Below are 24810 nucleotides of genomic sequence, written 5' to 3' on the forward strand. Positions count from 1 at the left end.
CCGGTAGTTCCCGGTCAGGGCCTGGTCTCGTAGCGGGGCCCGAGGTCGGGGTCGTCGGTGCCCTCCAGCTTGGTGACCAGGTGCTGGGAGGTCACCAGGTCGTGCAGGAGCACCTTGGTCCGCTCGTGCGGAAGGCCGGCGACGCGGGCCACCTCGTGGGCGTGCACGGCTTCGCCGTCGTGCCGCCGCTCCGCCTGGGCCACGGCCTGGAAGACCGTCTGGTGTTCCGGCCCGTAGCCGGGGTTCTCCCGGCCGGTGAACGAACGGCCGGGCGGCTCGGCCGGCGGCGGCTCCTCGCGTTCGGCCTCCTGCTCGGCGGCCTCGACCCGCTGCTTGCCGCGCGTCAGGGGCTCCATCCGTTCGTCGTGGTCGAGCGAGTTCCGGTCGGGCAGATGGGTGCGCTGCTTGGAGGCGCCGGTGGTGACGTTGCGGGCGCTGGGGCGTTCCCCCGCCGCCTTGGCGGCCCTGGCCGCCGCGCGGCGCTGCTCCTCGTTGCCCTCGACCTTCTTGCGGACCATGGGCCGCACTCCTTCCTGCTCCGCTGGCGCGGGGTCACCGCTGGACCCGCGCGGGATGACCGCGGGAGATCACCGCTGGTGGAGGCCGGTGAGCAGACCGCTGGCCAGCCCGTGCTGGCTCATGGTCCTGTGCACCTGCTCCGCGGTGGCCGCCTCGGGCAGCGGCACCGGTTCCGGCACCGCGTAGAGCCGGAAGCGATAGCGGTGCGGCCGGTCACCCACCGGCGGTTGGGGGCCGTCCCAGCCGCGGTCGCCGAAGTCGTTGCGGTGCGCGGTGCCGCCGTCGGGCACGTCCCCCTCGGCGACTCCGCCGCTGTCCGGGTCGATGCCGGTGACCAGCCAGTGCACAAAGGTGCCGGACGGGGCGTCCGGGTCCTCGCAGAGCAGCACCAGCTCGGTCGTGCCCCTGGGGGGCGTCGACCAGATCAGGGGAGGGGAGACGTTCTCGCCGTCCAGGGCGTAGCGGCCTGGAATCGGCGTGCGGTCGTTGAACGCCGTGCTGTGCAGTTCGATACCAGCCATGCCGTCCGGGGTACCCGGTTGCCGGCGAGGCATTCAGGTGATGCGCCCCTTTTTGCGGGTTTTCTCCCCGGTGTTTCCGTCCCGGCGCGTCCGTCCCGGCGCGTCCGTCTCGGCGTTCCGTCCCGGGGTTTCCTTCGAGGGCGGCCCCTCAGTAGGGCGGCTGCGCCGGCGGCTCGTCGCGCAGGCCGTCGATCGCCTGGTAGACGCGGCTCTTGAGCCCCTCCGGGTCCGGAACGTGCCGCAGCGTCATCATTCCCTGCTCGGAGGCGGACTGGACGCGCACCGTTCCGTAGCGCATCAGCCGCTCCCACAGGGAGGCGGAGAACGACACGTCGTTGACGCGCGCCAGCGGGATGCTGCGGCCCCGCTTGGACAGGAAGCCCGAGCGCTTGTGCAGCCGCTTGGTGGTGAGGAAGTAGATCGTGGCGCGCCACTGGAGCAGGGGGACCAGCCAGAGCCAGATCGCGGCGATAGCCGCCACCCCGAGCACCACCCAGACCGCGGTACCGCCCCAGTCCTCGTCGGTCGGCAGGGCCCAGATGGCCGCGCTCGCCAGAACGATGATCAGACACAGCAGCAGAAACTCACTGACCAGCGTCGTCCAGTGCTGCCTGGTCTCGTAGACGAGTTCCTCGTCCTCTGCCAGATACCGGTCCGCGTACACCATGGCCGCATCCTAGGCCCGCCGCGGCCGGCCGGCCCAGGGAAGCGCCTGGTTGGTATGACCTTGTCACCATCCGAGTCACCGTCCCGCGACGGGTGGCCGACGTAAGCTCCGTGTCATGCCTCCAGCCCGCCGCAAACCCCGCGTCCACCAAGCCGAACGGGTCCGTGACGCGCTGCTCGCCCAGGTGGAGTTCCTGCGGCTGGCCGTGCGTGAGCTGCCCGACGGGCAGCTCACGCGACCGTCAGGTTTGGCGGGCTGGGATGTGCGGGTGCTGCTGGCGCATCTCGCCGAGGAGATGGACGCGCTGCCCCGGCTGCTGGCGCGGCCCGCGCCCACGGCGGCCAGGGCGGAGGTCGACCTGGACCGCTGGGTGCTTGGCACCCGCGACCTCGCCGCTGACCTGGACCGCGACTCCCGTGAGGCCGCCGGCCGCCAGGACGACCACCGGGCGGCGATCGACGGCGCGGCTGAGGAGTTGGACGCGGTCGTCGAGACGGGGGTCAGGGAGGACCTGCTGGTGCCCCACCGTTTCGGCGCGATGCGGGCGTTGGACTTCACGGTGACCAGGGTCGTCGAGCTGGTGGTGCACAGCGACGACCTGACCCGGGCGACGGGCACGCCCGTGCGGCTCGACCGGCAGGCGCTGGCGATCACCGTCCGTGTGCTGGCCGACGCGCTGGCGGCCAAGGCGCCCGGCGCCTCGACGGAGGTGCGGGTGCCGCCGTTCGCCGCGGTGCAGTGTCTCGCCGGCCCCCGGCACACCAGGGGGACCCCGCCCAACGTGGTGGAGAGCGATCCGATCACCTGGCTGCGGCTGGCCACCGGACGCACCGACTGGGCCGCGGCCACCGCCACCGGCCGGCTGCGGGCCAGCGGCGAACGGGCCGCGGTGCTCGCGGATGAACTGCCCGTGCTCGTCTGACCGCCCTGCGTCCGCTTTCCGGCCGATCCGGGCCGGGCATGGGGTATGTCTCACAATCGAGGGGTTCTCGTCGACCCCCCGCTCTGGCCTAAACTCATGGTGTGCCACGTGGTGACGGACGACTCAACCACGACCTCGACCCCGGCGAGAAAGGCCCGAGGGACGCTTGCGGCGTCTTCGGAGTCTGGGCCCCGGGCGAGGAGGTCGCCAAACTCACCTATTACGGGCTCTACGCGCTACAGCACCGCGGACAGGAGTCCGCGGGGATCGCGGTGAGCGACGGTTCCAAGATCCTGGTCTTCAAGGACATGGGACTGGTTTCCCAGGTCTTCGACGAGACCTCCCTCGGCTCGCTGACCGGCCACATGGCCGTCGGCCACGCCCGCTACTCGACGACCGGCTCCTCCACCTGGGAGAACGCGCAGCCGACCTTTCGGGCGACCGGACACGGCTCGATCGCGCTCGCCCACAACGGGAACCTGGTCAACACCGCCGAGCTGGCCCAGCTCGTCGCCGAGCTGCCGGGCGGCCATTCCTCCCGCCAGCGGGTGGCGACGAGCAACGACACGGACCTGGTCACGGTGCTCCTAGCGGGACAGCGCGACGAGCACGGCGAGCCGCTGACCGTGGAGGAGGCGGCGCCGCTGGTGCTGCCCCGCGTCAGGGGCGCCTTCTCGTTCGCCTTCATGGACGAGAACACGCTCTACGCCGCCCGCGACCCGCAGGGCTTCCGCCCGCTGGTGCTCGGCCGGCTGGAGCGCGGCTGGGTGGTGGCCTCGGAGACCGCGGCGCTCGACATCGTCGGCGCCTCGATGGTCCGCGAGGTCGAGCCCGGCGAGCTGATCGCCGTCGACCAGAACGGGCTCCGTTCCACGAAGTTCGCGGATGCGAAGCCTCGCGGCTGTGTCTTCGAGTATGTCTACCTGGCTCGTCCGGACACGGACATCGCGGGACGCAACGTGTACCTCTCCCGGGTGGAGATGGGGAGACGGCTGGCGGCCGAGGCGCCGGCCGACGCCGATCTGGTGATATCGACTCCGGAGTCGGGCACGCCGGCGGCCATCGGCTACGCCGAGGCCAGCGGCATCCCCTACGGCTCGGGCCTGGTGAAGAACTCCTACGTGGGGCGCACGTTCATCCAGCCCAGTCAGACCATCCGACAGCTGGGCATCCGGCTGAAGCTCAACCCCCTGAAAGAGGTCATCCGGGGCAAGCGGCTCGTGGTCGTGGACGACTCCATCGTCCGGGGCAACACCCAGCGCGCCCTGGTGCGGATGCTCCGCGAGGCGGGCGCCGCCGAGGTGCACGTCCGGATCAGCTCGCCCCCGATCAAGTGGCCCTGCTTCTTCGGCATCGACTTCGCGACCCGCGCCGAGCTGATCGCCAACGGGCTCTCCGTGGCCGAGATCGGGGCCTCGCTGGGCGCCGACTCGCTCTCCTACATCTCGCTCGACGGGATGGTCGAGGCCACCACCATCGCCAGGCCCAACCTCTGCCGGGCCTGTTTCGACGGCGAGTACCCGGTGGAGCTGCCGGACCCCGAGCTGCTCGGCAAGGACCTCCTGGAGCAGCGGGGGAACGAAGGCGCCGCGCGGCAGGGCGCCTCGCTGCCCCTGGTCACCGGTCCCGGCGCGGCCGACGCCCTGCGTCGCCCGTGAGCCGACCGGCACCGGTGCCGCACGACCACACGAGAGAGACCTGATGACGACGAACGTGCCCGGAGCCAGCTACGCGGCGGCCGGTGTCGATATCGAGGCCGGCGAGACCGCCGTCCGGCTGATGAAGGAGTGGGTCGCCAAGGCCCAGCGCCCCGAGAGCGTGGGCGGCCTCGGCGGATTCGCCGGGCTCTTCGACGCCTCAGCGTTGACCCGCTACCGGCGTCCCCTGCTCGCCTCCGCCACCGACGGCGTCGGTACCAAGGTCGCCATCGCGCAGCGCCTCGACATCCACGACACGGTCGGCCGCGACCTGGTCGCCATGGTCGTCGACGACCTGGTGGTCTGCGGCGCCGAGCCGCTCTTCATGACCGACTACGTCTGCGTCGGCAAGGTCTACCCCGAGCGGGTCGCCGCCCTGGTGAAGGGGATCGCCGAGGGCTGTGTCCTGGCGGGCTGCGCGCTGGTGGGCGGCGAGACCGCCGAGCACCCGGGGCTGCTCGGCCCCGAGGAGTACGACATCGCCGGCGCGGCGACCGGCGTGGTCGAGGCGGACGCCCTGCTGGGCGCCGACCGGGTCCGCCCGGGCGACGTGGTCGTGGCCATGGCCGCCAGCGGACTGCACTCCAACGGCTACTCGCTGGTCCGCCATGTGCTGCTGCACCAGGCCGGTTGGGGGCTTGAGCGCGAGGTGCCCGAGTTCGGCAGGACGCTCGGCGAGGAGCTGCTGGAGCCGACGCGGATCTACTCGCTGGACTGCCTGGCCCTGACCCGCGCGGTCGAGGTGCACGCGTTCGCCCATGTCACCGGGGGTGGGCTCGCCAACAACCTCGGCCGGGTGCTGCCCGAGGGCGTGCGGGCGGTGCTGGACCGCTCCACCTGGCGGCCGGCGCCGGTCTTCGACGTGGTCGGCTCGGTCGGCCGGGTGGCCAGGGAGGAGCTGGAGCGCACGCTGAACATGGGCGTGGGCATGGTCGCTGTGCTGCCGCGCGAGTCGGTGGACCCGGCGCTGGCGCTGCTCGGCGAACGAGGCGTTCCCTCCTGGGTCCTCGGCGAGATCGTCGCCGCGGAGACCGACGGGGGAACGGCCACGCTCAGCGGGAACCACCCGGGTTGACGGTGGAACCGCACACGGTGGGACCGGAGTCACACCCGGTCCGCACACCGACCACCGCGCAGGTCGCGCCCGTGCGGTGGCGAAAGCGTCCGTGGGGCGCGTGCCGTCGTGCGGACAAGGGCCCACACAATACTGAGTCCGGTCCGGGAGGCTCCCGGACCGGGCCAGTCGTCACGCGTCCATCGGACGCCATGAGTTGGTCGAAGACGAGCGGCGCGGGTCAGGCGCCACGCCGTTTCGAAGAGTCGGGGGACGGCTCTTGGTCGTCTTCCTCGTCCTCTTCGTTGTACAGCTCCGCGTACCGCGAATACAGGTCGTCGTCCAGCTCTTCGTCGCTCTCGGCAGGCTCGCCGTTGGACGGCTGCTGGTCCTGCGTCGGAGAAGCACCCAGCTCTTCGGCCAGTCGAGAAAGGTCCGTCCGGCCGCTGTTGTACTTCAGCTGGCGGGCGACCTTAGTCTGCTTGGCCTTGGCCCGGCCGCGCCCCATTGGCTCGACCCCCTCAACGACGGGGCACGACGGCCCCGGAGTGTTGACATCCGTTCATGATCGAGAGTGGGCCCTTCTCAGAAGCGCCCAGTCCATCGGTCTTTAACCGTACCTGCTTCCGGGACCCCGCGGTACGCCGTCCGCAGGACCCAGCCGCAACGCCCGTTGCCCGATGGACCCTCTCTGCTGGTCAACGGCGATTTTACCTTCTTTCCCAGTACGACTCGTCCGCAGGGGGTGACATGTCTTACGCAAACGGGCGATCCACGCCCCTGGCCTGCGCGATTCGCTGTTCCGCGATCCGGTCGGCGGCCACGGCCGGGGGAACGCCGTCGGCCTCGGCGCGCTGGAAGATCTCGCGCGTGGTGAGCCGGATGTCGGCGGCCTTGGTCTTCGCACGTGCGAAGTCGAAGCCGTGCAGCTCGTCGGCGACCTGGATCACCCCGCCGGAGTTCACCACGTAGTCGGGGGCGTAGAGGACACCCCGGTCGGCGAGGTCCTTCTCCACGCCCGGGTGGTCCAGTTGGTTGTTGGCCGCGCCGCAGACGACGGCGGCGCGGAGCAGTGGAACGGTGTGGTCGTTGAGCACGCCGCCCAGCGCGCAGGGAGCGTAGATGTCCAGCTCCTGGGCGCCGATCAGCTCGTCGGCCGTGTCCACCGCGACGACCGAGGGGTGGGCGGCGAGCACGCGGCGGACCGCCTCGGCGTTGACGTCGTGGATCAGCACCCGGGCGCCGGCCTCGACCAGCTGGTCGACGAGGAGATGGCCGACCTTGCCCACGCCGGCGACGCCGACCGTGCGGCCGGTCAGCTCGGGGGAGCCCCAGCGGTGCTCGGCCGAGGCGAGCATCGCCTGGAAGACGCCGTAGGCGGTGAGCACCGAGGAGTCGCCCGCGCCGCCGTTCTCCGGGGAGCGCCCCGTGGTCCAGCGGCAGGTCCTGGCGACGACGTCCATGTCCTGGACATAGGTGCCGACATCGCAGGCGGTGACGTAACGACCGCCGAGCGCGTCCACACAGCGACCGTAGGCGAGCAGCAGTTCCTCGGTTTTGATCTTCTCCGGATCGCCGATGATCACGGCCTTGCCGCCGCCGTGCTCCAGGCCGGCCAGCGCGTTCTTGTAGGTCATCCCGCGCGCCAGTCGGAGGGCGTCGGCGAGCGCGGCGCTCTCGGGGCGGGGGGAGTCCGGGTAGGCGTGGAAGCGGGTGCCGCCCAGCGCGGGGCCGAGCGCGGTGGAGTGGACGGCGATCACGGCGCGCAGGCCGGTGGGCCGGTCCTGACAGAGGACGACCTGTTCGTGTCCGCCCTGGTCCGAGTGGAACAGGGTGTCGAGCACCTCGGCCTCGGGGGCACTGTCGCCGGCGACAGCGGGACGTACGTCGGTCACGGTGGTGACTCCTGTAGGTCGGTTGAGAAGCCCTCGTTGATGGTGAGGGCTTTGGTGAGACGAGAGTACGGCGGGTCGGGTGCCGGGGATGCCGTGGGTGCGCGGTAGTGACACGATCAGGGGCGGTGCCCACGGCCCCGGGCGGAGGGCGGCCACGGGTCGGACGTGAGCTGGGAGGGTGGCGTGGCGAAGGTTCCGTACGCGGCGTATCTGAGGGTGTACGAGCCGCTCGCGGCCTTTCCCGAGCCGGAGCGCGGGCACTGGGCGGAGTACGCCAGGCGCCCCGGGCTGCCGGGGCTCCAGGACGAGCTGCGGACCGCGCTGGGGGCGGTCGTCGCGACGCCGCCTCGGGTGGCGCCCGCGCGGGAGAGCGCGGACGCGTTCGTGACCTGGCTGGACGGGGTGCTCTGTGTCTGCCCCTGGCGGACCAGGCTGCGGTCCTGGCAGGCGATGGGGGAGGTGGGGCAGTGGCTGATGCCGCAGTCGGTGGTGGACTCGGCGCTGCCGCCCGGCGTGCGGGAGCGCGCCTCGGACGACTACACGCGCTGGCGTGAGCGCAACCCCGACGCGCGCCCCTGGATACGCTCCGCGCTCTGGCATGTGCCGGTGCGCTGGTTCGTGCTCTTCGCGGACGACGAGCGGGAGTTCCGCGAGGCCGAGCGACAGCCGGCGGACGGAGCGTCGCGGATGCGTTACCGAACGCCCATGGCCCAGGCGCGGCGGCGGGTGGCCAGGGGGCTGCGCGCGCTGAAGGAGACGATGCCCGAGGGGCCGATGGTGGGGGCGCTCACCGATGTGGGGCGCTGGCTGGAGGAGTTCCACCCCCGGTCGCTGGTCGAACTGGACTACGGCGGGTTGGTCTATACGATCTCCGAGGACCAGCTGGCGGCCGATCACTCGGCGGCCGAGGTGGCGGAGGGGCTCAGCGCTCTGGCCGCCGGCGATCTGGAACGGGCCCAGGGGATCTACGAAGGGCTGACCGATCGCTGGATGGCCGTGCGAGAACGCCAGTTCGCCAACTGAAAGCGGGGCGTGAGGGGACTAAAGCCCCAAGCGTGATGGAAGGCACTGTACGGACTCTTGCCTTCAAGTACTCCCCTCGTGTCAAAATAGGACAAGGAGTTCGGAGGGGCTCCTTCTGTCCGTCGCGGGGCGGATGGATCGGTATTGCGCCTCCTTGGGAGGGCTGATGGCGACTCATTCACGTTGTGACTGATCGTCACGGCTGCGTGACTGTCCGCTATGGCATGGTCCATCGGCTTCCGCCGAGGTTGAACACCTGAGAGGGCAATTCCATCGGTTTGGCCGACCCGGCTGGACGGATGGTGTAGTTGTAGTGCCGAGGACAAGCCGTTCGTCCTATAACCGACTCGACTCGCGTCTGTCATTTCGGGCAACGCGGGTCAAGGTGCAGAATTTAGAGGAAAGAACCGTGATGGTTCGGTTCTCCCGAGGAGGCCGCTCATGACCGCTCGCACCCCTGATGCCGAGCCGCTGCTGACCCCGGCTGAGGTTGCCACGATGTTCCGCGTCGACCCGAAAACGGTCACACGCTGGGCAAAGGCGGGCAAGCTTACGTCTATCCGCACGCTTGGTGGGCACCGCCGCTATCGCGAAGCGGAGGTGCGCGCACTGTTGGCGGGCATCCCGCAGCAGCGTGGCGAGGCCTGAGCAACACCGCACATCCCAGGTCCCGGGGCCCCCACTCCGGTCCGCCTGGTCTCGATCGCGTCGGACTCCGCCGGGTCCGACGCGATCTTTTTGTGCCCCTGGGGCGGTTCCTGAGGGTCCGTGAGGTTCCCCCAACTCCCGGTGCAATTGCACATATTAAATTGGCGGGTGTCTCTACGGGGTCGAACGAGTCCAGCGCGCAATCAAGTTGAGTGACTCCCGTCACACCCGTCTCCGCTTGCCTCGCGCCCTCCTCGCGGGGTAGTAGGCCCGCTTCGTGCCCGACTTGATCCTTCCCCGCTCCGACATGTCGAAAGCCCGGACCCTCCAAGAGGGGCCGGGCTTTCGGTAAAGAATTGAACTAACGCGGTCCTGACGGGATTTGAACCCGCGGCCTCCACCTTGACAGGGTGGCGAGCACTCCAAACTGCTCCACAGGACCAAGCTGCGTCGGCGACTCTACCCCAGCGGACGGGTCCCGTGCCAATCGGCCCCCGACGCCTGGGAGAAGCGGGCTTCTCCCAGGTCAGGAAGGCTGCGCGGGGGCCAGCGCGTCGACCGCCCTGATGATCCGCTTCTCCGAGACCGGGTACGCCGTGCCCAGGGCGTGGGCGAAGTGGCTCACCCGCAGCTCCTCGATCATCCAGCGGATCTCCGATGCCCGTTCGGGCACCGGCACGCCGGCCGGGAACTGCTCCAGCAGCCACGCGTGTTCGTCCATCATCTCCCTGACCTTGGCCGTCCTGGCCAGGTCGCGCTCCGCCTGGTGCGGCAGCTGCTGGAGCCTGCGGTCGACCGCCTGGAGATAGCGCAGCAGGTCGGGAAGCCGCCGCGCGCCGTGCTCCGTGACGAAGCCCGCGTGCACCAGCCCGTTCAACTGCTCCCGCACATCGGCCAGCGAGGGCCCCAGCGTGGCGCCCCGGACGGTCGCCAACCGGCGCTCACACGTGCCCCACGCCGACAGCACCTCCCTGACCTGCCGGGTCAGCCGCAGCGTCAGCTCCACGATGTCCGCCCGCACCGCGTCGAAGAGCCGGGTGAAGCCCGCCTCGTCCCACGCGGGGCCGCCGTGCGCCGCGACCAGCTGGTCGGCGGCGGCCGTCACCAGGTCGTCGAAGAGCGCGGGCACCGAGCCGTGCGGGGTGCTGGCCAGCGCCAGCTTGCCCGCGTTGTCGAGCTTCCGCTGGGCGAACTTGCCCGGATCGGACGGCAGGTTGAGCAGCACCAGGCGGCGAGTGCCCCTGGCCATGGCCTCCGCCTGCGCCGCCTCGTTGTCGAAGAGCCGCACCGCGACCGAGGTGCCCTCGTCGACCAACGCCGGGAACGCCTTCACAGGTTGACCGCCGCGCCGGGTCTCCATGACCTTCGGCAACGTGCCGAGACTCCAGCGGGTGAGCCCCGTGCGCTGCTCCGGAACGCCCCCGCTCTCCTCCTCACCCCGGTGCGCGCCCCCGCGCGCCGCTCTGGGGCCCTTCGCGCCCCCGTCGAAGGCGCGGTCCAGGGCGGCCTGCGCGCGGGGCTTGAAACGCGCCTTGAGCGCCTCCAGATCCTTGTCCTCGGGCGCGGGCCCCCCGGTCACCTTGCGGTGCCGCTCGTCCACCACGCGGAAGGTGACACGCAGGTGGGCCGGGACCTTCTCCTGGTCGAAGTCCTCGGGCGCGATCCGCGTCCCCGTCAGCCGCGTCAGCCCGTTGGCCAGCGCCACCCGCAGCGGCGCCTCGGTCGGCTCCGGGGTCTCGGCGAGGAAGCGGCGCGCGAAGTCCGGCGCCGGAACGCAGTTCCTCCGCAGCGGCTTCGGCAGCGAACGGATCAGCTCCGTCACCAACTGCTGCCGCAGCCCCGGGATCTGCCAGTCGAAGCCGGCCGACGTCACCTGGTTCAGAACCTGAAGGGGCAGATGGACGGTGACCCCGTCCGCGTCCGCGCCCGGCTCGAACTGGTAGGTCACCCGGAGCCGCAGACCGCCCTGGCGCCAGGTGTCGGGATAGTCGCGCTCGGTGATCTGCCCGGCCCGCTCGTTGATGAGCATCGACTTCTCGAAGTTGAGCAGGTCCGGGTCCTCGCGCCGCTTCCGCTTCCACCAGGCGTCGAAGTGCGCCCCCGAGACGACGTCCTCCGGGATGCGCTGGTCGTAGAAGTCGAAGAGCGTCTCGTCGTCCACCAGGATGTCCCGGCGACGCGCCCGGTGCTCCAACTCCTCGACCTCGGCGAGCAGCCGGCGGTTGTCCTGGAAGAACCGGTGGTTGGTCCGCCAGTCGCCCTCCACCAGCGCGTGGCGCAGGAACAGCTCCCGGGAGACCTCCGCGTCGATCCGCCCGTAGTTGACCTTCCGGCGGGCGACGATCGGCACCCCGTAGAGGGTCACCCGCTCGTAGGCGAGCACCGCCGCCTGCTTCTGCTCCCAGTGCGGCTCGCTGTAGGTCCGCTTGACCAGGTGGCCGGCGAGTGGCTCGACCCACTCCGGCTCGATCCTGGCGTTGATCCGCGCCCACAGCCGGGACGTCTCCACCAGCTCCGCCGACATCACCCAGCGCGGCGGCTTCCGGAAGAGCGCGGAGCCGGGGAAGACCGCGAACTTCGCGCCGCGCGCGCCCAGATACTCGTGCTTCTCCGGGTCCTTCAGGCCCACCTGCGACAACAACCCCGCCAGCAGCGACTGGTGGACCACCTGCGGCGCCGCCGCGGGAGCCTCCTCGCCCGCCGGCTCCACGCCCATCGTCCTGCCGACCTGCCGCAGCTGGCCGAAGATGTCCTGCCACTCGCGTATCCGCAGGTAGTTCAGGAACTCGTCGCGACACATCCGGCGGAACGCCGAGGACGACAGCGCCCGTTGACGCTCCCGCACGTACTCCCAGAGCGCGAGGAGCGCCATGAAGTCCGAGTCCTCGCCCGGGCCCTCCCTGAACCGCGCGTGCCGTGCGTCGGCCTGCTGCTGCTTGTCGGCCGGGCGCTCGCGCGGGTCCTGGATGGACAGGGCGGCGACGACGACCATCACCTCGCGGACGCAGCCGTTCCGTTCGGCCTCCAGCACCATCCGCGCGAGCCGCGGGTCCACCGGCAGCCGGGAGAGCCTGCGGCCCGTCTCCGTCAGCCGGGAACCCGCCAAGGCCCCCAGCTCCTCCAGCAGCTGCACGCCGGCCTTGATGCTGCGGTGGTCCGGCGGGTCGATGAACGGGAAGCGCTCCACCGCGCCCAGGCCCGCCGCGTTCATCTGGAGGATCACCGACGCCAGGTTGGTGCGCAGGATCTCGGCGTCGGTGAACTCGGGCCGGGAGAGGAAGTCCTCCTCCGAGTAGAGCCGGACGCAGATGCCGTCGCTGGTCCGGCCGCAGCGGCCCTTGCGCTGGTTGGCGCTGGCCTGCGAGACCGGCTCGATCGGCAGCCGCTGCACCTTGGTGCGGTGGCTGTAGCGGGAGATGCGCGCCGTGCCCGGGTCGATCACGTAGCGGATGCCGGGGACCGTCAACGAGGTCTCGGCGACGTTGGTGGCCAGCACGATCCGCCGGCCGGCGTGGCGCTGGAAGACACGCTGCTGCTCGCCGTGGGAGAGGCGCGCGTAGAGCGGCAGGACCTCCGTGTGCGGCAGCCGGCGTTTCTCCAGGGCGTCGGCCGTGTCCCTGATCTCGCGCTCGCCGGAGAGAAAGACCAGGATGTCGCCGGGGCCCTCGGCCATCAGCTCGTCCACGGCGTCCGAGATCGCGGTGACCTGGTCCCGGTCGTCGCCCTCCTTCTCCTCGCCGTCCTCCCCCTCCTCCAGCAGCGGGCGGTAGCGCACCTCCACCGGGTAGGTCCGCCCGGAGACGGAGACGATCGGCGCCTCCCGGCCCTCGGCGTCGCGGAAGTGGCGGGCGAAGCGCTCCGGGTCGATGGTCGCCGAGGTGATGATCACCTTCAGGTCGGGGCGGCGCGGCAGCAGCTGGGCGAGATAGCCCAGCAGGAAGTCGATGTTGAGGCTGCGCTCGTGGGCCTCGTCGATGATGATCGTGTCGTACTGCCGCAGCTCGCGGTCCTGTTGGAGCTCGGCGAGCAGGATGCCGTCCGTCATCAGCTTCACCAGGGTCCGGTCGCTGCCCTGGTCGGTGAAGCGGACCTTGAAGCCGACCACCTCGCCCACCGAGCCGCCCAGCTCCTCGGCGACCCGCTGCGCCACCGTGCGCGCGGCGATCCGGCGCGGCTGGGTGTGGCCGATCAGGCCGCGCACCCCGCGGCCCAGCTCCAGGCAGATCTTCGGGATTTGGGTGGTCTTGCCCGAGCCGGTCTCGCCGGCGACGATCACCACCTGGTGGTCGCGGACGGCCGCCAGGATGTCGTCCTTCTTCTGGCTGACCGGCAGCTGCTCGGGGTAGACGATGGCCGGCACGGCGGCCCTGCGCCGCTCGACCCGCCGCTCGGCGGTGTCGACGGCGTCGGCGATCTCGGCCAGCACGGCCTGCCGGGCCTCCGGCTTCCTGACGCGCCGGGCGCCCTCAAGCCGCCGGCCGAGCCGCAGCTCGTCGGCGAGGGTGAGCGTCGGCAGGCGGTCGGCCACGGCCGAGAGGGAGAGGGGGGGAGTGTCGGTAGACATACGGGGTCCAGAATCTCACCTTCGCGCCCCCAGCGGCGAGCCCATATAGGACCGCGCGCGTTCTGTCCCTTCCACGGCTTTCGCGTGATTAGGGTGCCTTCGTGGGGAGTCAGGAGCCGACCGTCGCACGCCCGCCGTCCTCGGGCGGTGAGGCGCTGCTGCCGGCCGTGGTGATCTCGTTGATCCTGGCCGTCTCGGCGGGGATCTTCGCCGGCTCGTACAGCTACGCCATGGCCGACCCGACCCCGCGCGCCGTGCCGATCGCCGTCCCCGAGGAGCCGGCGGACGGCGCGCCGCGGGTGCGGGCCTTCCTGGACGCGCTGGACAGAGGGCTGGACAGCTCGATCGAACGGCGGCACGTCGCCGGTTATCAACAGGCTGTGGACGAGATCGAGGACCAGTCGGCCTTCGCCGTGATCCGGCTCGGGGAGGGCGAACGACTGGAGCTGGACCTCGCCGGCGCGGCCGGCGCCTCGGTCGCCGAGGTCCTCGAACGCGCGGCCCCCGAGGCGGCCCGCTCCGTCGGCAGCGAGATCACCGTCCGCGACATCAAGCCGCTGCACCCGGGCGACCCGCGGGGACTCGCGCTCTTCTACATGAACCTGGCCGTGATCGTCTGCGGCTTTCTCGGCGCCATCCAGCTGGGGGTGCACGCGTCGCGGCTGCGGCCCTGGGAGCGGATCGGCGTGATCGCCTGCTACTCGCTGCTCGGCGGGGTGTGCGTGGTGGCGGCGGTCGACTGGCTCCTGGGCGCGGTGCCGCTGCCGTTCCCCCAGACGTGGCTGATCCTCGCGGGCACGATGTTCACGGCGGGCATGGTCTTCACGATGTTCGACACGCTCTTCCGGCGGTGGGCTCTGCTACCCACCTGGGGGCTGCTGATGCTGCTCGGCAACCCCTCGTCGGGCGGGGCGGTCTCCTGGCCGCTGCTGCCCTCGCTCTTCGGCACGGTCGGCCGCTGGCTGCCACCCGGCGCCTCCGTCAACGCCCAGCACGCGGCCGTCTACTTCCCCGGCCACCAGCATCTCCAGCCCTATCTGGTCCTCGCCGGCTGGTCCGCCCTCTCCCTCGCGGTCTTCCTCACCGGCCGTCGACGCCGGGGGCGGTGAGTGGTGGGGGGAATGAGGAAGACCCCGGCGGGGCTGGCCTGCCAGGGTCTGGGATGAAACGAAGGGATGTGGCTGGGGCCGGGATCGAACCGGCGACCTTCCGCTTTTCAGGCGGACGCTCGTACCAACTGAGCTACCCAGCCGAGCGGTCCTGACGGGATTTGAACCCGCGGCCTCCACCTTGACAGGGTGGCGAGCACTCCAAACTGCTCCACAGGACCCGGCTGTCCGCCGTCGATGGACGATGAAGAAGTGTTCACCGTGTGCCACCGGTCGGCATCGCTGAATCAGCGTATCACGGTGCGGAGGGCCCTCCGCACCGCTTTCCCGGTGGGGCCGCGACGTGTCACCGCGGGGGTGGCGAGGGGTGGAAAGCCGCAGCTCGGAAGGGAGTTCGGGGAGCGGGCGCGGGTGTTCGCCGGCCGTGGGGGCGGCGGCAGAACGGGGGCCACGCGGTGTAGCGGTCCCACGGCGGAGGCGGAGGCGGAGGCGGAGGCGGAGGGGGGGAGGGGGGGGGAGGGGGGAAGCCCGCGGGGGGAGCAGGCGACACGACGGAACGCGCGCCCGGGCTCGGAGCCACGCGTCGGATCGGTCGCGGCCCGTCCCCGCCGAGGACGCCCGGCGCCCTCCTCGTCCGGGACGGCCTCACGACCGCTGCGAGCGGACGAGCACGTTGACCCCGTAGCCCGGACGTAACGCGCCGAGGACGCCCGGCGGCCGGAGGGCTTGTCGGCTCCGGCCGGGGGTGACCGCGAGGTCCCTGTCGAAGAGCGTCGCCGTCTTGGTGAGTCCGCCGCGGGCTTCGCCAACCTGTCGCGCTCCCACGACCTCGGCACGCACATCGACAACGTCGTCGTGGCGCCACCGGCCGTGGCCAGCCGTCGTGGGGCAGAGGAAAAAAAGAATCCCCCTGACGAGCGTTTCCACTGGTCAGAGGGCTGTGAGTGCGTACCCCCGACGGGATTCGAACCCGCGCTACCGCCTTGAAAGGGCGGCGTCCTGGGCCGCTAGACGACAGGGGCCTGATCGCAAGCCCCGCCGATACACCGGCGTGGGCCCGAGCAGCATAGGCGATCGCGCGCGTGATCGGCAAAACGGTTGGTCGCCGCCCGCCGTTCCCCCGGCCGGGGTGGTGCGGGAGAATCGGGGTGTGCTGGAGATGACGCGTGAGGAGTTCGAGGGGCTGGTCAGCGAGGCGCTGGACCGGATTCCGCCGGAGCTGACCCGGCTGATGGACAACGTCGCGGTGTTCGTCGAGGACGAGCCGCCGCCCGAGGATCCGGAGCTGCTCGGCCTCTACGAGGGCACCCCGCTGACCGAGCGTGGCGAGTGGTACGCCGGGGTGCTGCCGGACCGTATCTCCGTCTACATGGGGCCGACGCTGCGGATGGTCGCGCGCGAGGGCGGCGACCGGGAGCTGGTGGTGGCCGAGGTGGAGGTGACGGTCGTCCACGAGATCGCCCACCACTTCGGCATCGACGACGAACGGCTGCACACCCTGGGCTACGGCTGAGCCGGGGCGGCCGGTCCGGCGGGGGCCCGGGTGGCGCGAACGTGGCACGCGAGGCGTGGGCTCAACTCGCCGCCGGGCAGGGGGCGTCGAGGCGCGTTTGCGTGGGAGGCGGCGGCGTGCGTATGCTTGTAGATCGTTTGATCCCACTTGCCCGGCGCCCCTTTGATGCGCGCCGTGTGGCGCGTACCTCCTCTCGCCGTGGCTGATCGCATCGCAGGCGGTCCAGAGCACCTACGGAGCTAAGGCGGCGCGTGCCGACCACCCAAACCTCCGGAAGGTTCTCACCTCGCATGTCCCTCACCACGCCCGAGGCCGTTTTGCCCTTGGACGACGAGCCCACCGTCACGTTCGCCGATCTGGGACTTCCCCAGCAGGTCGTTCGTAAACTCGCGGAGAACGGAGTCACCACCCCGTTCCCCATCCAGGCCGCCACCATCCCCGACGCGATGGCCGGCCACGACATCCTCGGCCGGGGCCGCACCGGCTCCGGCAAGACCCTGAGCTTCGGGCTGCCGCTGCTGACCAGGCTGGCCGGCGGTCGCACCCAGCCCAAGCGCCCGCGCGCCGTCATCCTCACGCCCACCCGCGAGCTGGCCATGCAGGTGGCCGACGCGCTGGAGCCCTACGGCGACGTGCTGGGCCTGCGGCTGAAGGTCGTCTGCGGCGGCACCTCCATGGGCAACCAGATCTACGCCCTGGAGCGCGGCGTCGACGTGCTGGTGGCCACCCCCGGCCGGCTGCGCGACGTGATCGGCCGGCGCGCCTGCTCGCTGGAAGACGTGCAGGTCGCGGTGCTCGACGAGGCCGACCAGATGGCCGACCTGGGCTTCCTGCCCGAGGTCACCGAGCTGCTCGACCTGGTTCCGCCCGGCGGTCAGCGGATGCTCTTCTCCGCCACCCTGGAGAACGAGATCGACACCCTGGTCAAGCGCTACCTGGTCGACCCGGTGAGCCACGAGGTGGACGCCGCCCAGGGCGCGGTGACCACCATGAGCCACCACGTGCTGATCGTGAAGCCGCGGGACAAGGCCCCCCTGACGGCGGCGATCGCCGCCGGCGAGGGCCGGACCATCGTCTTCGTCCGCACCCAGCTGGGCGCCGACCGGGTCGCCGGCCAGCTGCGTGAGGCCGGTGTGCGCGCCGACGCGCTGCACGGCGGGATGACCCAGGGCGCGCGGACGCGGACCCTGGCCGACTTCAAGGACGGCAGGGTCAGCGTGCTGGTGGCCACCGACGTGGCGGCCCGTGGCATCCATGTCGACGGCATCGACGTGGTGCTCAACGTGGACCCGGCCGGTGACCACAAGGACTACCTGCACCGTTCGGGCCGTACCGCCCGTGCGGGGCGCTCGGGCACCGTGGTCTCGCTGGCGCTGCCGCACCAGCGGCGGACCATCTTCCGGCTGATGGAGGACGCGGGCGTGGACGCCGCGCGCCACACCATCGGGCGCGGGGACCTGTTCTCGCAGGACGTGGCCGACATCGTCGGCGCGCGTTCGCTGACCGAGGTGCAGGCCGAGGCGGCGATGGGTGCCGCGACGCACTCCGAGCGCGAGGTCGCCAGGCTGGCGCGGGAGTTGGAGAAGGCCAAGGGCCGTTCGACCGAGCTGGTCGAGGAGGCGGAGCGGCTGACGGCGCGCGCGGCGCGGGAGCGCGGCGACGACCCGGCGGAGGCGATCTCGCAGGCCGCCGAGGCCAGGACCGAGGCGCTCGCCGAGGCGGAGCGCGAGGCCGAGCGGGAGGCGATCCGCGAGGCCAGGCGCGCGGAGAAGGCGGCCCGCGTCGAGGCGGCGCGCAACGAGCGCGGCGAGCGCGGTGAGCGCGGCGGTTTCCGCCGTGACGGGCACCGCGGTGGCGGCGACCGTGGCGGTTTCCGCCGCGACGACCGGCCGCGTGGCGGTGGCGACCGGGGCGGGTTCCGGGACGACCGGCGCCCGCACGGGCGGCGCGAGGAAGGCGGCGGTTTCCGCCGCGACGACCACCGGGGCGGCGGCGACCGCGGCGGCTACCGGGGTGGGGACCGCGAGGGCGGCGGCTTCCGTCGCGAGGGCGGCTTCCGCCGCGAGGAGCACCGCGGTGGCGGCGACCGTGGCGGTTTCCGCCGCGACGACCGGCCGCGTGGCGGTGGCGACCGGGGCGGTGACCGCGGTGGCTACCGGGGCGAGCGTTCCGGCGGCGGCTCCTTCGACCGCCGCGCCGACAAGCCGCGTTGGAAGCGCAACGACTGACCCGGCCGTCCGCCCCGCCGTCTCACCGGCGGGGCGGGCCCGTCTCCGGGGCTTCCGGGCGAACGGGCAGGTCGGCGAGGGAGTGGCACCGTTGGTCCCGAACGGGGCGCCGCGTGGCTGATTCCCCTCGAACCGGGCGAGCGGGGCGGGCTATGCTGCTCCGTGCGGGCCGTTAGCTCAATTGGCAGAGCAGTGGACTTTTAATCCATTGGTTGTGGGTTCGAGTCCCACACGGCCTACCGCGCGAGACACGCGTCGAGGCCCCACCGGGCGGGTTCCGGTCGGGGCCTCGTGGTCGTTCAGGGCCGCCGTCAGGGGCGGGCGAGCCGGTCCAGGCGGGCGAACTGCTCGGGGGTGAGCGCGAGTTCGTCGGCGCCCGCGTTCTCCTCCAGATGGGCGAGCGAGCCGGTGCCGGGGATGGGGAGCATCACGGGGCTCCTGTGCAGCAGCCAGGCGAGCGCGACCTGCGCCGCCGTGGCGCCCAGCTCGGCGGCGACGGCGGCGACCTCGCCGGCGTCGGTGGTGGCGGGGTGGACCGGGCGCCAGGGGAGGAAACCGATCCCGGCCGCCTCGCAGGTGTCGACGACGTCCTCGTACCCGCGGTCCAGCACGCTGTAGCGGTTCTGCACGGTCGCGATCCCGGTGATCGCCCGCGCCTCGGCGAGCTGCTCCACGGTCACCTCGGAGAGTCCGATGTGCGCGATCTTCCCCTGGGCGCGGGCCTCGGCGAGCGTGCCGACCTGGTCGGCCAGCGGCACCCTGGGGTCCACCTCGTGCAGCTGGAGCAGCTCGATCCGTTCGAGCCTCAGCCGCCGCAGGCCCTCGTCGACCTGGGCCCGCAGGAACGCGGGGCGGCCGTCGGGGAGGATCCCGTGTCCGGGGCCCGGTGGCGCTATCCCGACCTTGGTGGCGATCAGCAGCTCCCGGGGGTACGGGTGCAGCGCCTCGGCGAGCAGCGTCTCGTTGGCTCCCCAGCCGTAGAGGTGCGCGGTGTCGATCAGGTCGATCCCCAGCCGCACCGCCTGCCGCGCCACCGCCAGGCCGCGCGCGCGGTCGGCGCCCTCCGTCGGCAGGCGCATGGCGCCGAACCCGAGGCGCCGCACCGTGCGCTCCCCGCCGATCTCGAATGTGCGTGTGGTCAAGAGGCACTCTTGGTAGCGGCCCCCGGGGCCCGGGAAGCCGGGTCGGCAACGTAGCACCGGCCTCGGTCAGCCCCCGGGGGCCGGTGAGAGGATGCCGGCCATGGAACGACGTGCGTGGGAAAGGTTGGGACGGCGGACCTCCGTCGTCGGGCTCGGCACCTGGCAGCTGGGGGCCGACTGGGGTGAGGTCTCGGAGGGCGCCGCACACGCGGTGCTGGACGCCTCGGTCGAGGCGGGGGTGACCTTCTTCGACACGGCCGATGTCTACGGCGACGGCCGCAGCGAGCGGCTGATCGGCGGTTACCTGAGGGAACGGCCGGATGCCGGGGTGCTGGTGGCGACCAAGATGGGGCGCCGGGTCGAGCAGCTGCCGGAGCACTACACGTTGGACAACTTCCGTGCGTGGACCGACCGTTCGCGGAGCAACCTCGGCGTGGACCGGCTGGACCTGGTGCAGCTGCACTGCCCGCCGGCCGCGGTGATCGCCTCGGACGCGGTCTTCGACGCGCTGGACACCCTGGTCGCCGAGGAGCGGGTCGCGGGGTACGGGGTCAGCGTCGAGACCTGCGACGAGGCGCTCGCGGCCATCGCCAGGCCCGGGGTCGCCAGCCTCCAGATCATCCTCAACCCCTTCCGGCGGAAGCCGCTGGAGCGGGTGCTGCCGGCCGCGGCGGAGGCCGGGGTGGCGGTGATCGTGCGGGTGCCGCTGGCGTCGGGGCTGCTCTCCGGCCGGTACACCGCCTCGACGGTCTTCGCGGAGAACGACCACCGCACGTTCAACCGGAGCGGTGAGGCGTTCGACCAGGGCGAGACCTTCTCGGGGGTGGACTTCGCGACCGGTGTCGAGGCCGCCGCGGAGTTCGCCGGGCTGCTGCCCGACGGGGTGGAGCCGGCGGCGGGCGCGCTGCGCTGGGCCGTTCAGCAGCCGGGGGTGACCACGGTGATCCCGGGCGCCAGGTCGGCGGAGCAGGCGGCGGCGAACGCGGCGGCGGCCGGGCTGCCGCCGCTGGACGAGCCGACGCTCGCCGCCGTGCGCGACGTCTACGACCGGCGGCTGCGCGCACAGGTGCACCACCGCTGGTAGCCCGCGCCGGCGCTGGCGACCGTCGCGCGCGGGCGTGGGACCTGGCGTGTGCGCCCCGTTCCGCGACCGGCGCGCGTGCGCGCTCGCTCACCACTCCGGGCGCTGCCGCGCGCCGGTGCGCCCGGCGTTTTCACGCCGGGGGTGACCGGAAATGCTGGTCCTGGCAGCGCGGCGCTGCCGTCGCGTGGGGACAGCAGGGGGCCCGATGAGGCGGTACGGGAGACGGCCAACGGTGGGTTCTGGGGTGCCCGCTCGGCGCTCCCGGGGCGTGTGGCGGCGGATGACTGGCGGCGATCGGCCGGACACCGCCTGATCAGCGCATCGGTGCCGGGCGGCCGAGGAAGGGCCGTGCCATGGCGCGGCCGGGCTGCTGGGGCCCGGCCGCGCCGCGGTCGCGGTCGCGGGGGGTGCGCGCCGCACGCACAGTGGGAGAGTGCGGAGCAAGGGTCCCGGTACTGCGTGGTGGCGGCTCTATCCCGTCTTGCCCGGGGCGCTGCTGCTGGTCGGCGGCGTGCTGGACTACGTGACGCCGGCGCATGTCACCCTCACCCCCTTCTACGTGGCGGCGCCGATCGCGGCGGCGCCGGTGCTGTCGTTCGGGGCGACCCTGGCCTACTCGGTGCTGGCGATCCTGCTGGTCGTCTTCGAGTTGGCGCAGATAGCGCCGAACGGCCCGGAGGCGCCGGTGAAGATCGGCACCGTGGCACTGATGGGCCTCTTCGCCCTCTTTCTGAACCGAATGCTCGCCCGCCGGGACGCCCGGGTGGCCTCCGCGCGACGTATCGCCGAGACCGTGCAGCGCGCCGTGGTGCCGGAACCACCGGAGCGCGTCGGTCCGTTGCGGGTCTCGGCGCGCTACCGGGCCGCCCAGCGGAACGCGCTGATCGGCGGCGACCTCTACTCGGTGCGCGAGACACCGCACGGCGTGCGGATGCTGGTCGGGGACGTGCGGGGGAAGGGGCTCGGCGCCACGGAGGTGGTGGCGGTGCTGCTCGGCGCGTTCCGCGAGGCCGCCGAGAGCGAGGTGGAGCTGAGCGCGGTGGCGGCGCGGATGGAGGACACCCTGATCCGCGAGCGCCGCAACCGCCCGGACCTGGAGTCCAACGAGGGGTTCACCACCGCCGTCCTCGTCGAACTGTCCGCGGGCCCCCCGCTGCGGCTGCGGCTGATCAACCGGGGCCACCCGCCGCCCGTGCTGCTGGTCTCCGGCGGTGAGGCGCGCTATCTCACCACCGAGCCGGCGCTCCCGCTCGGCCTGCGGGAGCTGGAGGAGCACCGCGACCTGACGACCGCGACGGACTTTCCGCCGGGCGCGCACCTGCTGCTGTACACGGACGGGCTGAGCGAGGCCAGGGACGCGGCCGGGGTCTTCTACGACCCGCTGGCGCGTCTCGGGGAGCGGCGTTTCCCCTCGCCGCACGCGCTGCTGGACTGGCTGCTCGACGACGTGACCGCGCACAGCGGGGGCGGCCTCAAGGACGACCTGGCGCTGCTGGCCGCCCAGTCCCCCTCCGCCAACGCGCCCCGGGCGCCGACGCCTTGACCCCGCCTGCCCGGGGCGTTCAGTGGCAACGGCGCCTCGTGCGCCGCGAGTTGACCGAGGAGCGGCGTGGCGCCCCGCCCGCCACACGCACCCCTCCGGTGTCACCGAGGGTGTGGGAGAAGTGCCCCTGCGATAACAACTGACACACCGTCAGGATGCGACTCTGCCCACACTGGTTTGGAATTTTGCCCGTTTTGCAGGAGTTGGTTGGTGATGGTCCCGCCGCCGCCCGTGGGTTTTTCCCGACAGCACTTGGAATCCAGCGGTCCCGTCTATTAACGTTCGATAACGCAGCGCGGTAGTCACCCCCGCCGCCAGAGGTGGGGCCGCGTCGCAATCGCCGAATCCGGCGTGTGCGCCACCAACGCACCGAAGGAACCGGGGAACCACCACTTGGGGTGAATCGGACGGCCGGGGGGAGACCGCCAGCCGCTCGTAGGAGACCTTCCTGCTCCGAACCCGTCAGCTAACCCGGTAGGTGAGAGGGAAGGAAAGGAGAACGCCCCTGTGGCGTCGAACCGGCACGCCTCCGTGGACTCCCTGGACGCCCCGCCACGGGAGCGCACCACCACCCCGGAGGACGGATACGGCACCTATGCCGCCTCCTACGGGACCCACCCCACTTACTACGGCCCCCGGGTCACCGAGGACGAGCCCCGCCCCGAGTGGAACCCGGGCGAGGAGACCCTCCGCCCGGTCCGCGGCCGGCACCGTGTAGCCCGCCAGCGCGGCGGCACCATCGCCCGCAGCCGCGCCGTGCTCGGCGTGGGCGTCATCGCCGCCGTCGGCGCCGGTGGCATGGCCACCGCCAACGAGGAGGGCGCCGGCTCGGTCCCCGGGATGGGCGGCGCCGCCGACCACGTCGCCGAACTGCCCCTGCTGGGCGCGCTCGTCTCCGGTGGCGAGGACGCGGCGACCACTTCCGTCTTCACCACGGCCGGCCTCACCGAGAACGAGGTCGCCGAGGGGCGCGCCGACGCCGGCGAGGCGCTGCGGGCGCGCATCCTCCAGCAGGCCGACCAGCAGGAGGCCAGCGCCGAGACCCAGGCGCGTTCCGAGGCCCAGACCCAGGCGCGGACCGCCGCCGCCGAGCGGGCGGCGGAGCAGGCCGAGGCCGAGCGGGTCGCCGAGGAGGAGCGGCAGCGCGCCGAGGAGGAGGAACGGCAGCGGCAGGAGGAGGAGCGGCGCCTGGCCGAGCTGCGCGCCAGCTACTCCGTGCCGGTCAGCGGCTACCGCCTCACCTCCGGCTTCGGCGAGAGCGGCTCCATGTGGCAGTCGACCCACACGGGCACCGACTTCGCCGCCTCCACCGGCACCCCGGTGAAGAACGTGCACACCGGCACGGTCAAGGAGGCCGCCTGGGCGGGCTCCTACGGTTACCGCATCATCGTCGAGCAGGAGGACGGCAACGAGGTCTGGTACTGCCACCTCTCCTCGATGAGCGTCTCGGCCGGCGCCGAGGTCACCACCGGTGACGTCATCGGCCGGGTCGGCTCCACGGGCAACTCCTCCGGTCCCCACCTCCACATGGAGGTGCGCCCCTCGGGCGGCGACGCGATCGACCCGCTGAGCTGGCTCCGGGGCAAGGGCCTGTCCGTCTGACGGGCCCCCACCGACGGCCGGCGGCTCTGGCGGCGCCCCCCGACGCCAGGGCCGTCGGTCTTTCCCGTGCCCTCTCAAGTCCTCCCGTGTCGCCGAAGACGCGTGAGAGGCTCACGGCATGACGGCTACGACACGCGCCGTGGGCGCGCTTCAGGTCTCCCCGCTCTGCCTCGGAGGCAACGTCTTCGGCTGGACCGCCGACGAGGCCCAGTCGTTCGCGGTCCTCGACGCGTACGTGGAAGGCGGCGGCAACCTCGTCGACACCGCCGACAGCTACAGCTCCTGGGCGCCGGGCAACCCCGGCGGGGTCTCGGAGACCGTCATCGGCCGCTGGCTGGCCCGCCGCGGCCGGCGGGACGACGTGCGGCTGGCGACGAAGGTCGGGGCGCACCCCGACTTCCGCGGGCTCTCCCCGGAGAACATCCACCGCGCCGCCGACGCCTCCCTCACCCGCCTCGGCGTCGACCACATCGACCTGTACTACACGCACTTCGACGACGAGTCGGTCCCCGTCGAGGAGATCATCACCGCCCTCGACGAGCTGGTGACCGCCGGCAAGGTCAGGGAGATCGCCGTCTCCAACATCTCGACCGAACGCCTCGTCGCCTCCCTGGAGTTCTCCCGCGACGCGGGCAAGGCCCGGTACGTCGCGATCCAGCCGCACTACAACCTGGTCTCCCGCGACACCTACGAGGGCGAGCGGCAGGCGATCGCCGCCGAGTGGGGGCTGGCCGCGCTGCCCTACTGGTCGCTGGCCGCCGGCTTTCTCACCGGCAAGTACCGGCCGGGCGTCGAGGTCGCCAGCGAACGCGCTGGCGGCGCGGCCCAGCACCTGGAGACCGAGCGGGGGCCGCGGGTGCTCGCGGCGCTGGACGAGATCGCGGCGGCTCGTGGCGTCGCGCCCGCGACCGTCGCCCTGGCCTGGCTGCGGGCGCGGCCGACGGTCGCCGCGCCGATCGCCAGCGCGCGATCCCTGGAGCAGCTGGGGCCGCTGCTGACCGTCAACGAGCTGACCCTCACCGACGCGGAGGCCGAACGCCTCACCCGCGCGAGCGACTGACCCCAGCCGGCCGCACCGG

19 protein-coding genes, 5 tRNA genes and 1 riboswitch are annotated in these 24810 nt (G+C 72.2%); of the genes, 13 read left to right on the forward strand and 11 right to left on the reverse strand.

Annotated elements, in window-relative coordinates; genetic code table 11:
* Positions 1–14 precede the first annotated feature (14 nt).
* The 3 genes from FH715_RS08125 to FH715_RS08135 all read right to left on the reverse strand — a co-directional run bounded on the left by FH715_RS08125 (position 15) and on the right by FH715_RS08135 (position 1707).
* Complete coding sequence (locus FH715_RS08125; RefSeq protein WP_139642256.1) at positions 15–518, reverse strand: hypothetical protein; 504 nt, start codon at positions 516–518, stop codon at positions 15–17.
* 69 nt (positions 519–587) lie between these two features.
* Positions 588–1040, reverse strand: a complete 453-nt coding sequence (locus tag FH715_RS08130; protein WP_139642258.1) for a YbhB/YbcL family Raf kinase inhibitor-like protein — start codon at positions 1038–1040, stop codon at positions 588–590.
* A gap of 148 nt (positions 1041–1188) precedes the next feature.
* The gene (locus tag FH715_RS08135; RefSeq protein ID WP_139642259.1) at positions 1189–1707 is read right to left on the reverse strand and encodes a PH domain-containing protein; all 519 of its coding nucleotides are present in this window, start codon (positions 1705–1707) and stop codon (positions 1189–1191) included.
* Between the two features lie 115 nt (positions 1708–1822).
* On the opposite strand from FH715_RS08135, the gene FH715_RS08140 reads away from it, so the two are divergent.
* The 3 genes from FH715_RS08140 (at position 1823) to purM (ending at position 5401) form a co-directional block, all read left to right on the forward strand.
* Entirely contained in the window at positions 1823–2629 is an 807-nt protein-coding gene (locus FH715_RS08140; RefSeq protein ID WP_139642261.1) for a sterol carrier family protein, read from the forward strand.
* 101 nt (positions 2630–2730) lie between these two features.
* Positions 2731–4287, forward strand: coding sequence for an amidophosphoribosyltransferase (gene purF / locus FH715_RS08145; RefSeq protein WP_139642263.1), 1557 nt, complete (start codon positions 2731–2733; stop codon positions 4285–4287).
* A 43-nt stretch (positions 4288–4330) separates the two neighbouring features.
* Positions 4331–5401, forward strand: a complete 1071-nt coding sequence (purM, locus tag FH715_RS08150; protein WP_139642265.1) for a phosphoribosylformylglycinamidine cyclo-ligase — start codon at positions 4331–4333, stop codon at positions 5399–5401.
* Between the two features lie 220 nt (positions 5402–5621).
* Here purM and FH715_RS08155 read toward each other — a convergent pair whose 3' ends face one another.
* Together FH715_RS08155 and FH715_RS08160 are read right to left on the reverse strand one after the other, a co-directional pair.
* Positions 5622–5888: a DUF3073 domain-containing protein gene (locus tag FH715_RS08155; protein WP_139642267.1), complete on the reverse strand. Its 267-nt coding sequence runs from the start codon at positions 5886–5888 to the stop codon at positions 5622–5624.
* 247 nt (positions 5889–6135) lie between these two features.
* The gene (locus FH715_RS08160) at positions 6136–7275 is read right to left on the reverse strand and encodes a Leu/Phe/Val dehydrogenase (protein WP_246108622.1); all 1140 of its coding nucleotides are present in this window, start codon (positions 7273–7275) and stop codon (positions 6136–6138) included.
* A 183-nt stretch (positions 7276–7458) separates the two neighbouring features.
* Here FH715_RS08160 and FH715_RS08165 point away from each other — a divergent pair, with 183 nt between their 5' ends.
* Both FH715_RS08165 and bldC read left to right on the forward strand, forming a co-directional pair.
* Positions 7459–8298, forward strand: a complete 840-nt coding sequence (locus tag FH715_RS08165) for a DUF8083 family protein (RefSeq protein WP_139642269.1) — start codon at positions 7459–7461, stop codon at positions 8296–8298.
* Between the two features lie 441 nt (positions 8299–8739).
* Positions 8740–8946 (forward strand): developmental transcriptional regulator BldC, encoded by a 207-nt coding sequence (gene bldC, locus FH715_RS08170; protein ID WP_019431930.1) that lies wholly within the window; start codon positions 8740–8742, stop codon positions 8944–8946.
* 367 nt (positions 8947–9313) lie between these two features.
* Here bldC and FH715_RS08175 read toward each other — a convergent pair.
* Together FH715_RS08175 and hrpA are read right to left on the reverse strand one after the other, a co-directional pair.
* Positions 9314–9388, reverse strand: a tRNA-Asp gene (locus FH715_RS08175).
* Between the two features lie 84 nt (positions 9389–9472).
* On the reverse strand, positions 9473–13510 hold the full coding sequence (hrpA, locus tag FH715_RS08180) for an ATP-dependent RNA helicase HrpA (RefSeq protein ID WP_139642271.1): 4038 nt from the start codon (positions 13508–13510) through the stop codon (positions 9473–9475).
* 101 nt (positions 13511–13611) lie between these two features.
* Between hrpA and FH715_RS08185 the strand changes: the two genes are divergently transcribed.
* Complete coding sequence (locus FH715_RS08185; RefSeq protein ID WP_246108623.1) at positions 13612–14619, forward strand: ABC transporter permease; 1008 nt, start codon at positions 13612–13614, stop codon at positions 14617–14619.
* A gap of 69 nt (positions 14620–14688) precedes the next feature.
* Here the strand turns inward: FH715_RS08185 and FH715_RS08190 are convergent.
* The 3 genes from FH715_RS08190 to FH715_RS08200 form a co-directional block, all read right to left on the reverse strand.
* Positions 14689–14762, reverse strand: a tRNA-Phe gene (locus FH715_RS08190).
* A gap of 3 nt (positions 14763–14765) precedes the next feature.
* Positions 14766–14840: transfer RNA gene (locus FH715_RS08195), tRNA-Asp, on the reverse strand.
* Positions 14841–15568: 728 nt separating this feature from the next.
* Positions 15569–15641, reverse strand: a tRNA-Glu gene (locus tag FH715_RS08200).
* Between the two features lie 128 nt (positions 15642–15769).
* On the opposite strand from FH715_RS08200, the gene FH715_RS08205 reads away from it, so the two are divergent.
* The 3 genes from FH715_RS08205 to FH715_RS08215 all read left to right on the forward strand — a co-directional run bounded on the left by FH715_RS08205 (position 15770) and on the right by FH715_RS08215 (position 18599).
* Positions 15770–16132, forward strand: coding sequence for a metallopeptidase family protein (locus tag FH715_RS08205; protein WP_211367483.1), 363 nt, complete (start codon positions 15770–15772; stop codon positions 16130–16132).
* A gap of 290 nt (positions 16133–16422) precedes the next feature.
* Positions 16423–18360, forward strand: coding sequence for a DEAD/DEAH box helicase (locus tag FH715_RS08210; protein ID WP_139642273.1), 1938 nt, complete (start codon positions 16423–16425; stop codon positions 18358–18360).
* A 166-nt stretch (positions 18361–18526) separates the two neighbouring features.
* A tRNA-Lys gene (locus FH715_RS08215) sits at positions 18527–18599 on the forward strand.
* A gap of 72 nt (positions 18600–18671) precedes the next feature.
* Here FH715_RS08215 and FH715_RS08220 read toward each other — a convergent pair.
* Positions 18672–19502, reverse strand: coding sequence for an aldo/keto reductase (locus tag FH715_RS08220; RefSeq protein ID WP_139642275.1), 831 nt, complete (start codon positions 19500–19502; stop codon positions 18672–18674).
* Positions 19503–19593: 91 nt separating this feature from the next.
* Between FH715_RS08220 and FH715_RS08225 the strand changes: the two genes are divergently transcribed.
* The 4 genes from FH715_RS08225 (at position 19594) to FH715_RS08240 (ending at position 24791) form a co-directional block, all read left to right on the forward strand.
* The gene (locus tag FH715_RS08225) at positions 19594–20586 is read left to right on the forward strand and encodes an aldo/keto reductase (RefSeq protein ID WP_425472690.1); all 993 of its coding nucleotides are present in this window, start codon (positions 19594–19596) and stop codon (positions 20584–20586) included.
* A 481-nt stretch (positions 20587–21067) separates the two neighbouring features.
* Positions 21068–22129: a PP2C family protein-serine/threonine phosphatase gene (locus FH715_RS08230; RefSeq protein WP_139642277.1), complete on the forward strand. Its 1062-nt coding sequence runs from the start codon at positions 21068–21070 to the stop codon at positions 22127–22129.
* A 328-nt stretch (positions 22130–22457) separates the two neighbouring features.
* Positions 22458–22625, forward strand: a riboswitch (cyclic di-AMP (ydaO/yuaA leader).
* 11 nt (positions 22626–22636) lie between these two features.
* Positions 22637–23731 (forward strand): M23 family metallopeptidase, encoded by a 1095-nt coding sequence (locus FH715_RS08235; protein WP_139642280.1) that lies wholly within the window; start codon positions 22637–22639, stop codon positions 23729–23731.
* 118 nt (positions 23732–23849) lie between these two features.
* Positions 23850–24791, forward strand: a complete 942-nt coding sequence (locus FH715_RS08240; protein WP_139642282.1) for an aldo/keto reductase — start codon at positions 23850–23852, stop codon at positions 24789–24791.
* Positions 24792–24810 lie beyond the last annotated feature (19 nt).

It is taken from the genome of Streptomyces sedi, from assembly GCF_006335015.1.
GTDB lineage: Bacteria > Actinomycetota > Actinomycetes > Streptomycetales > Streptomycetaceae > Streptomyces > Streptomyces sedi.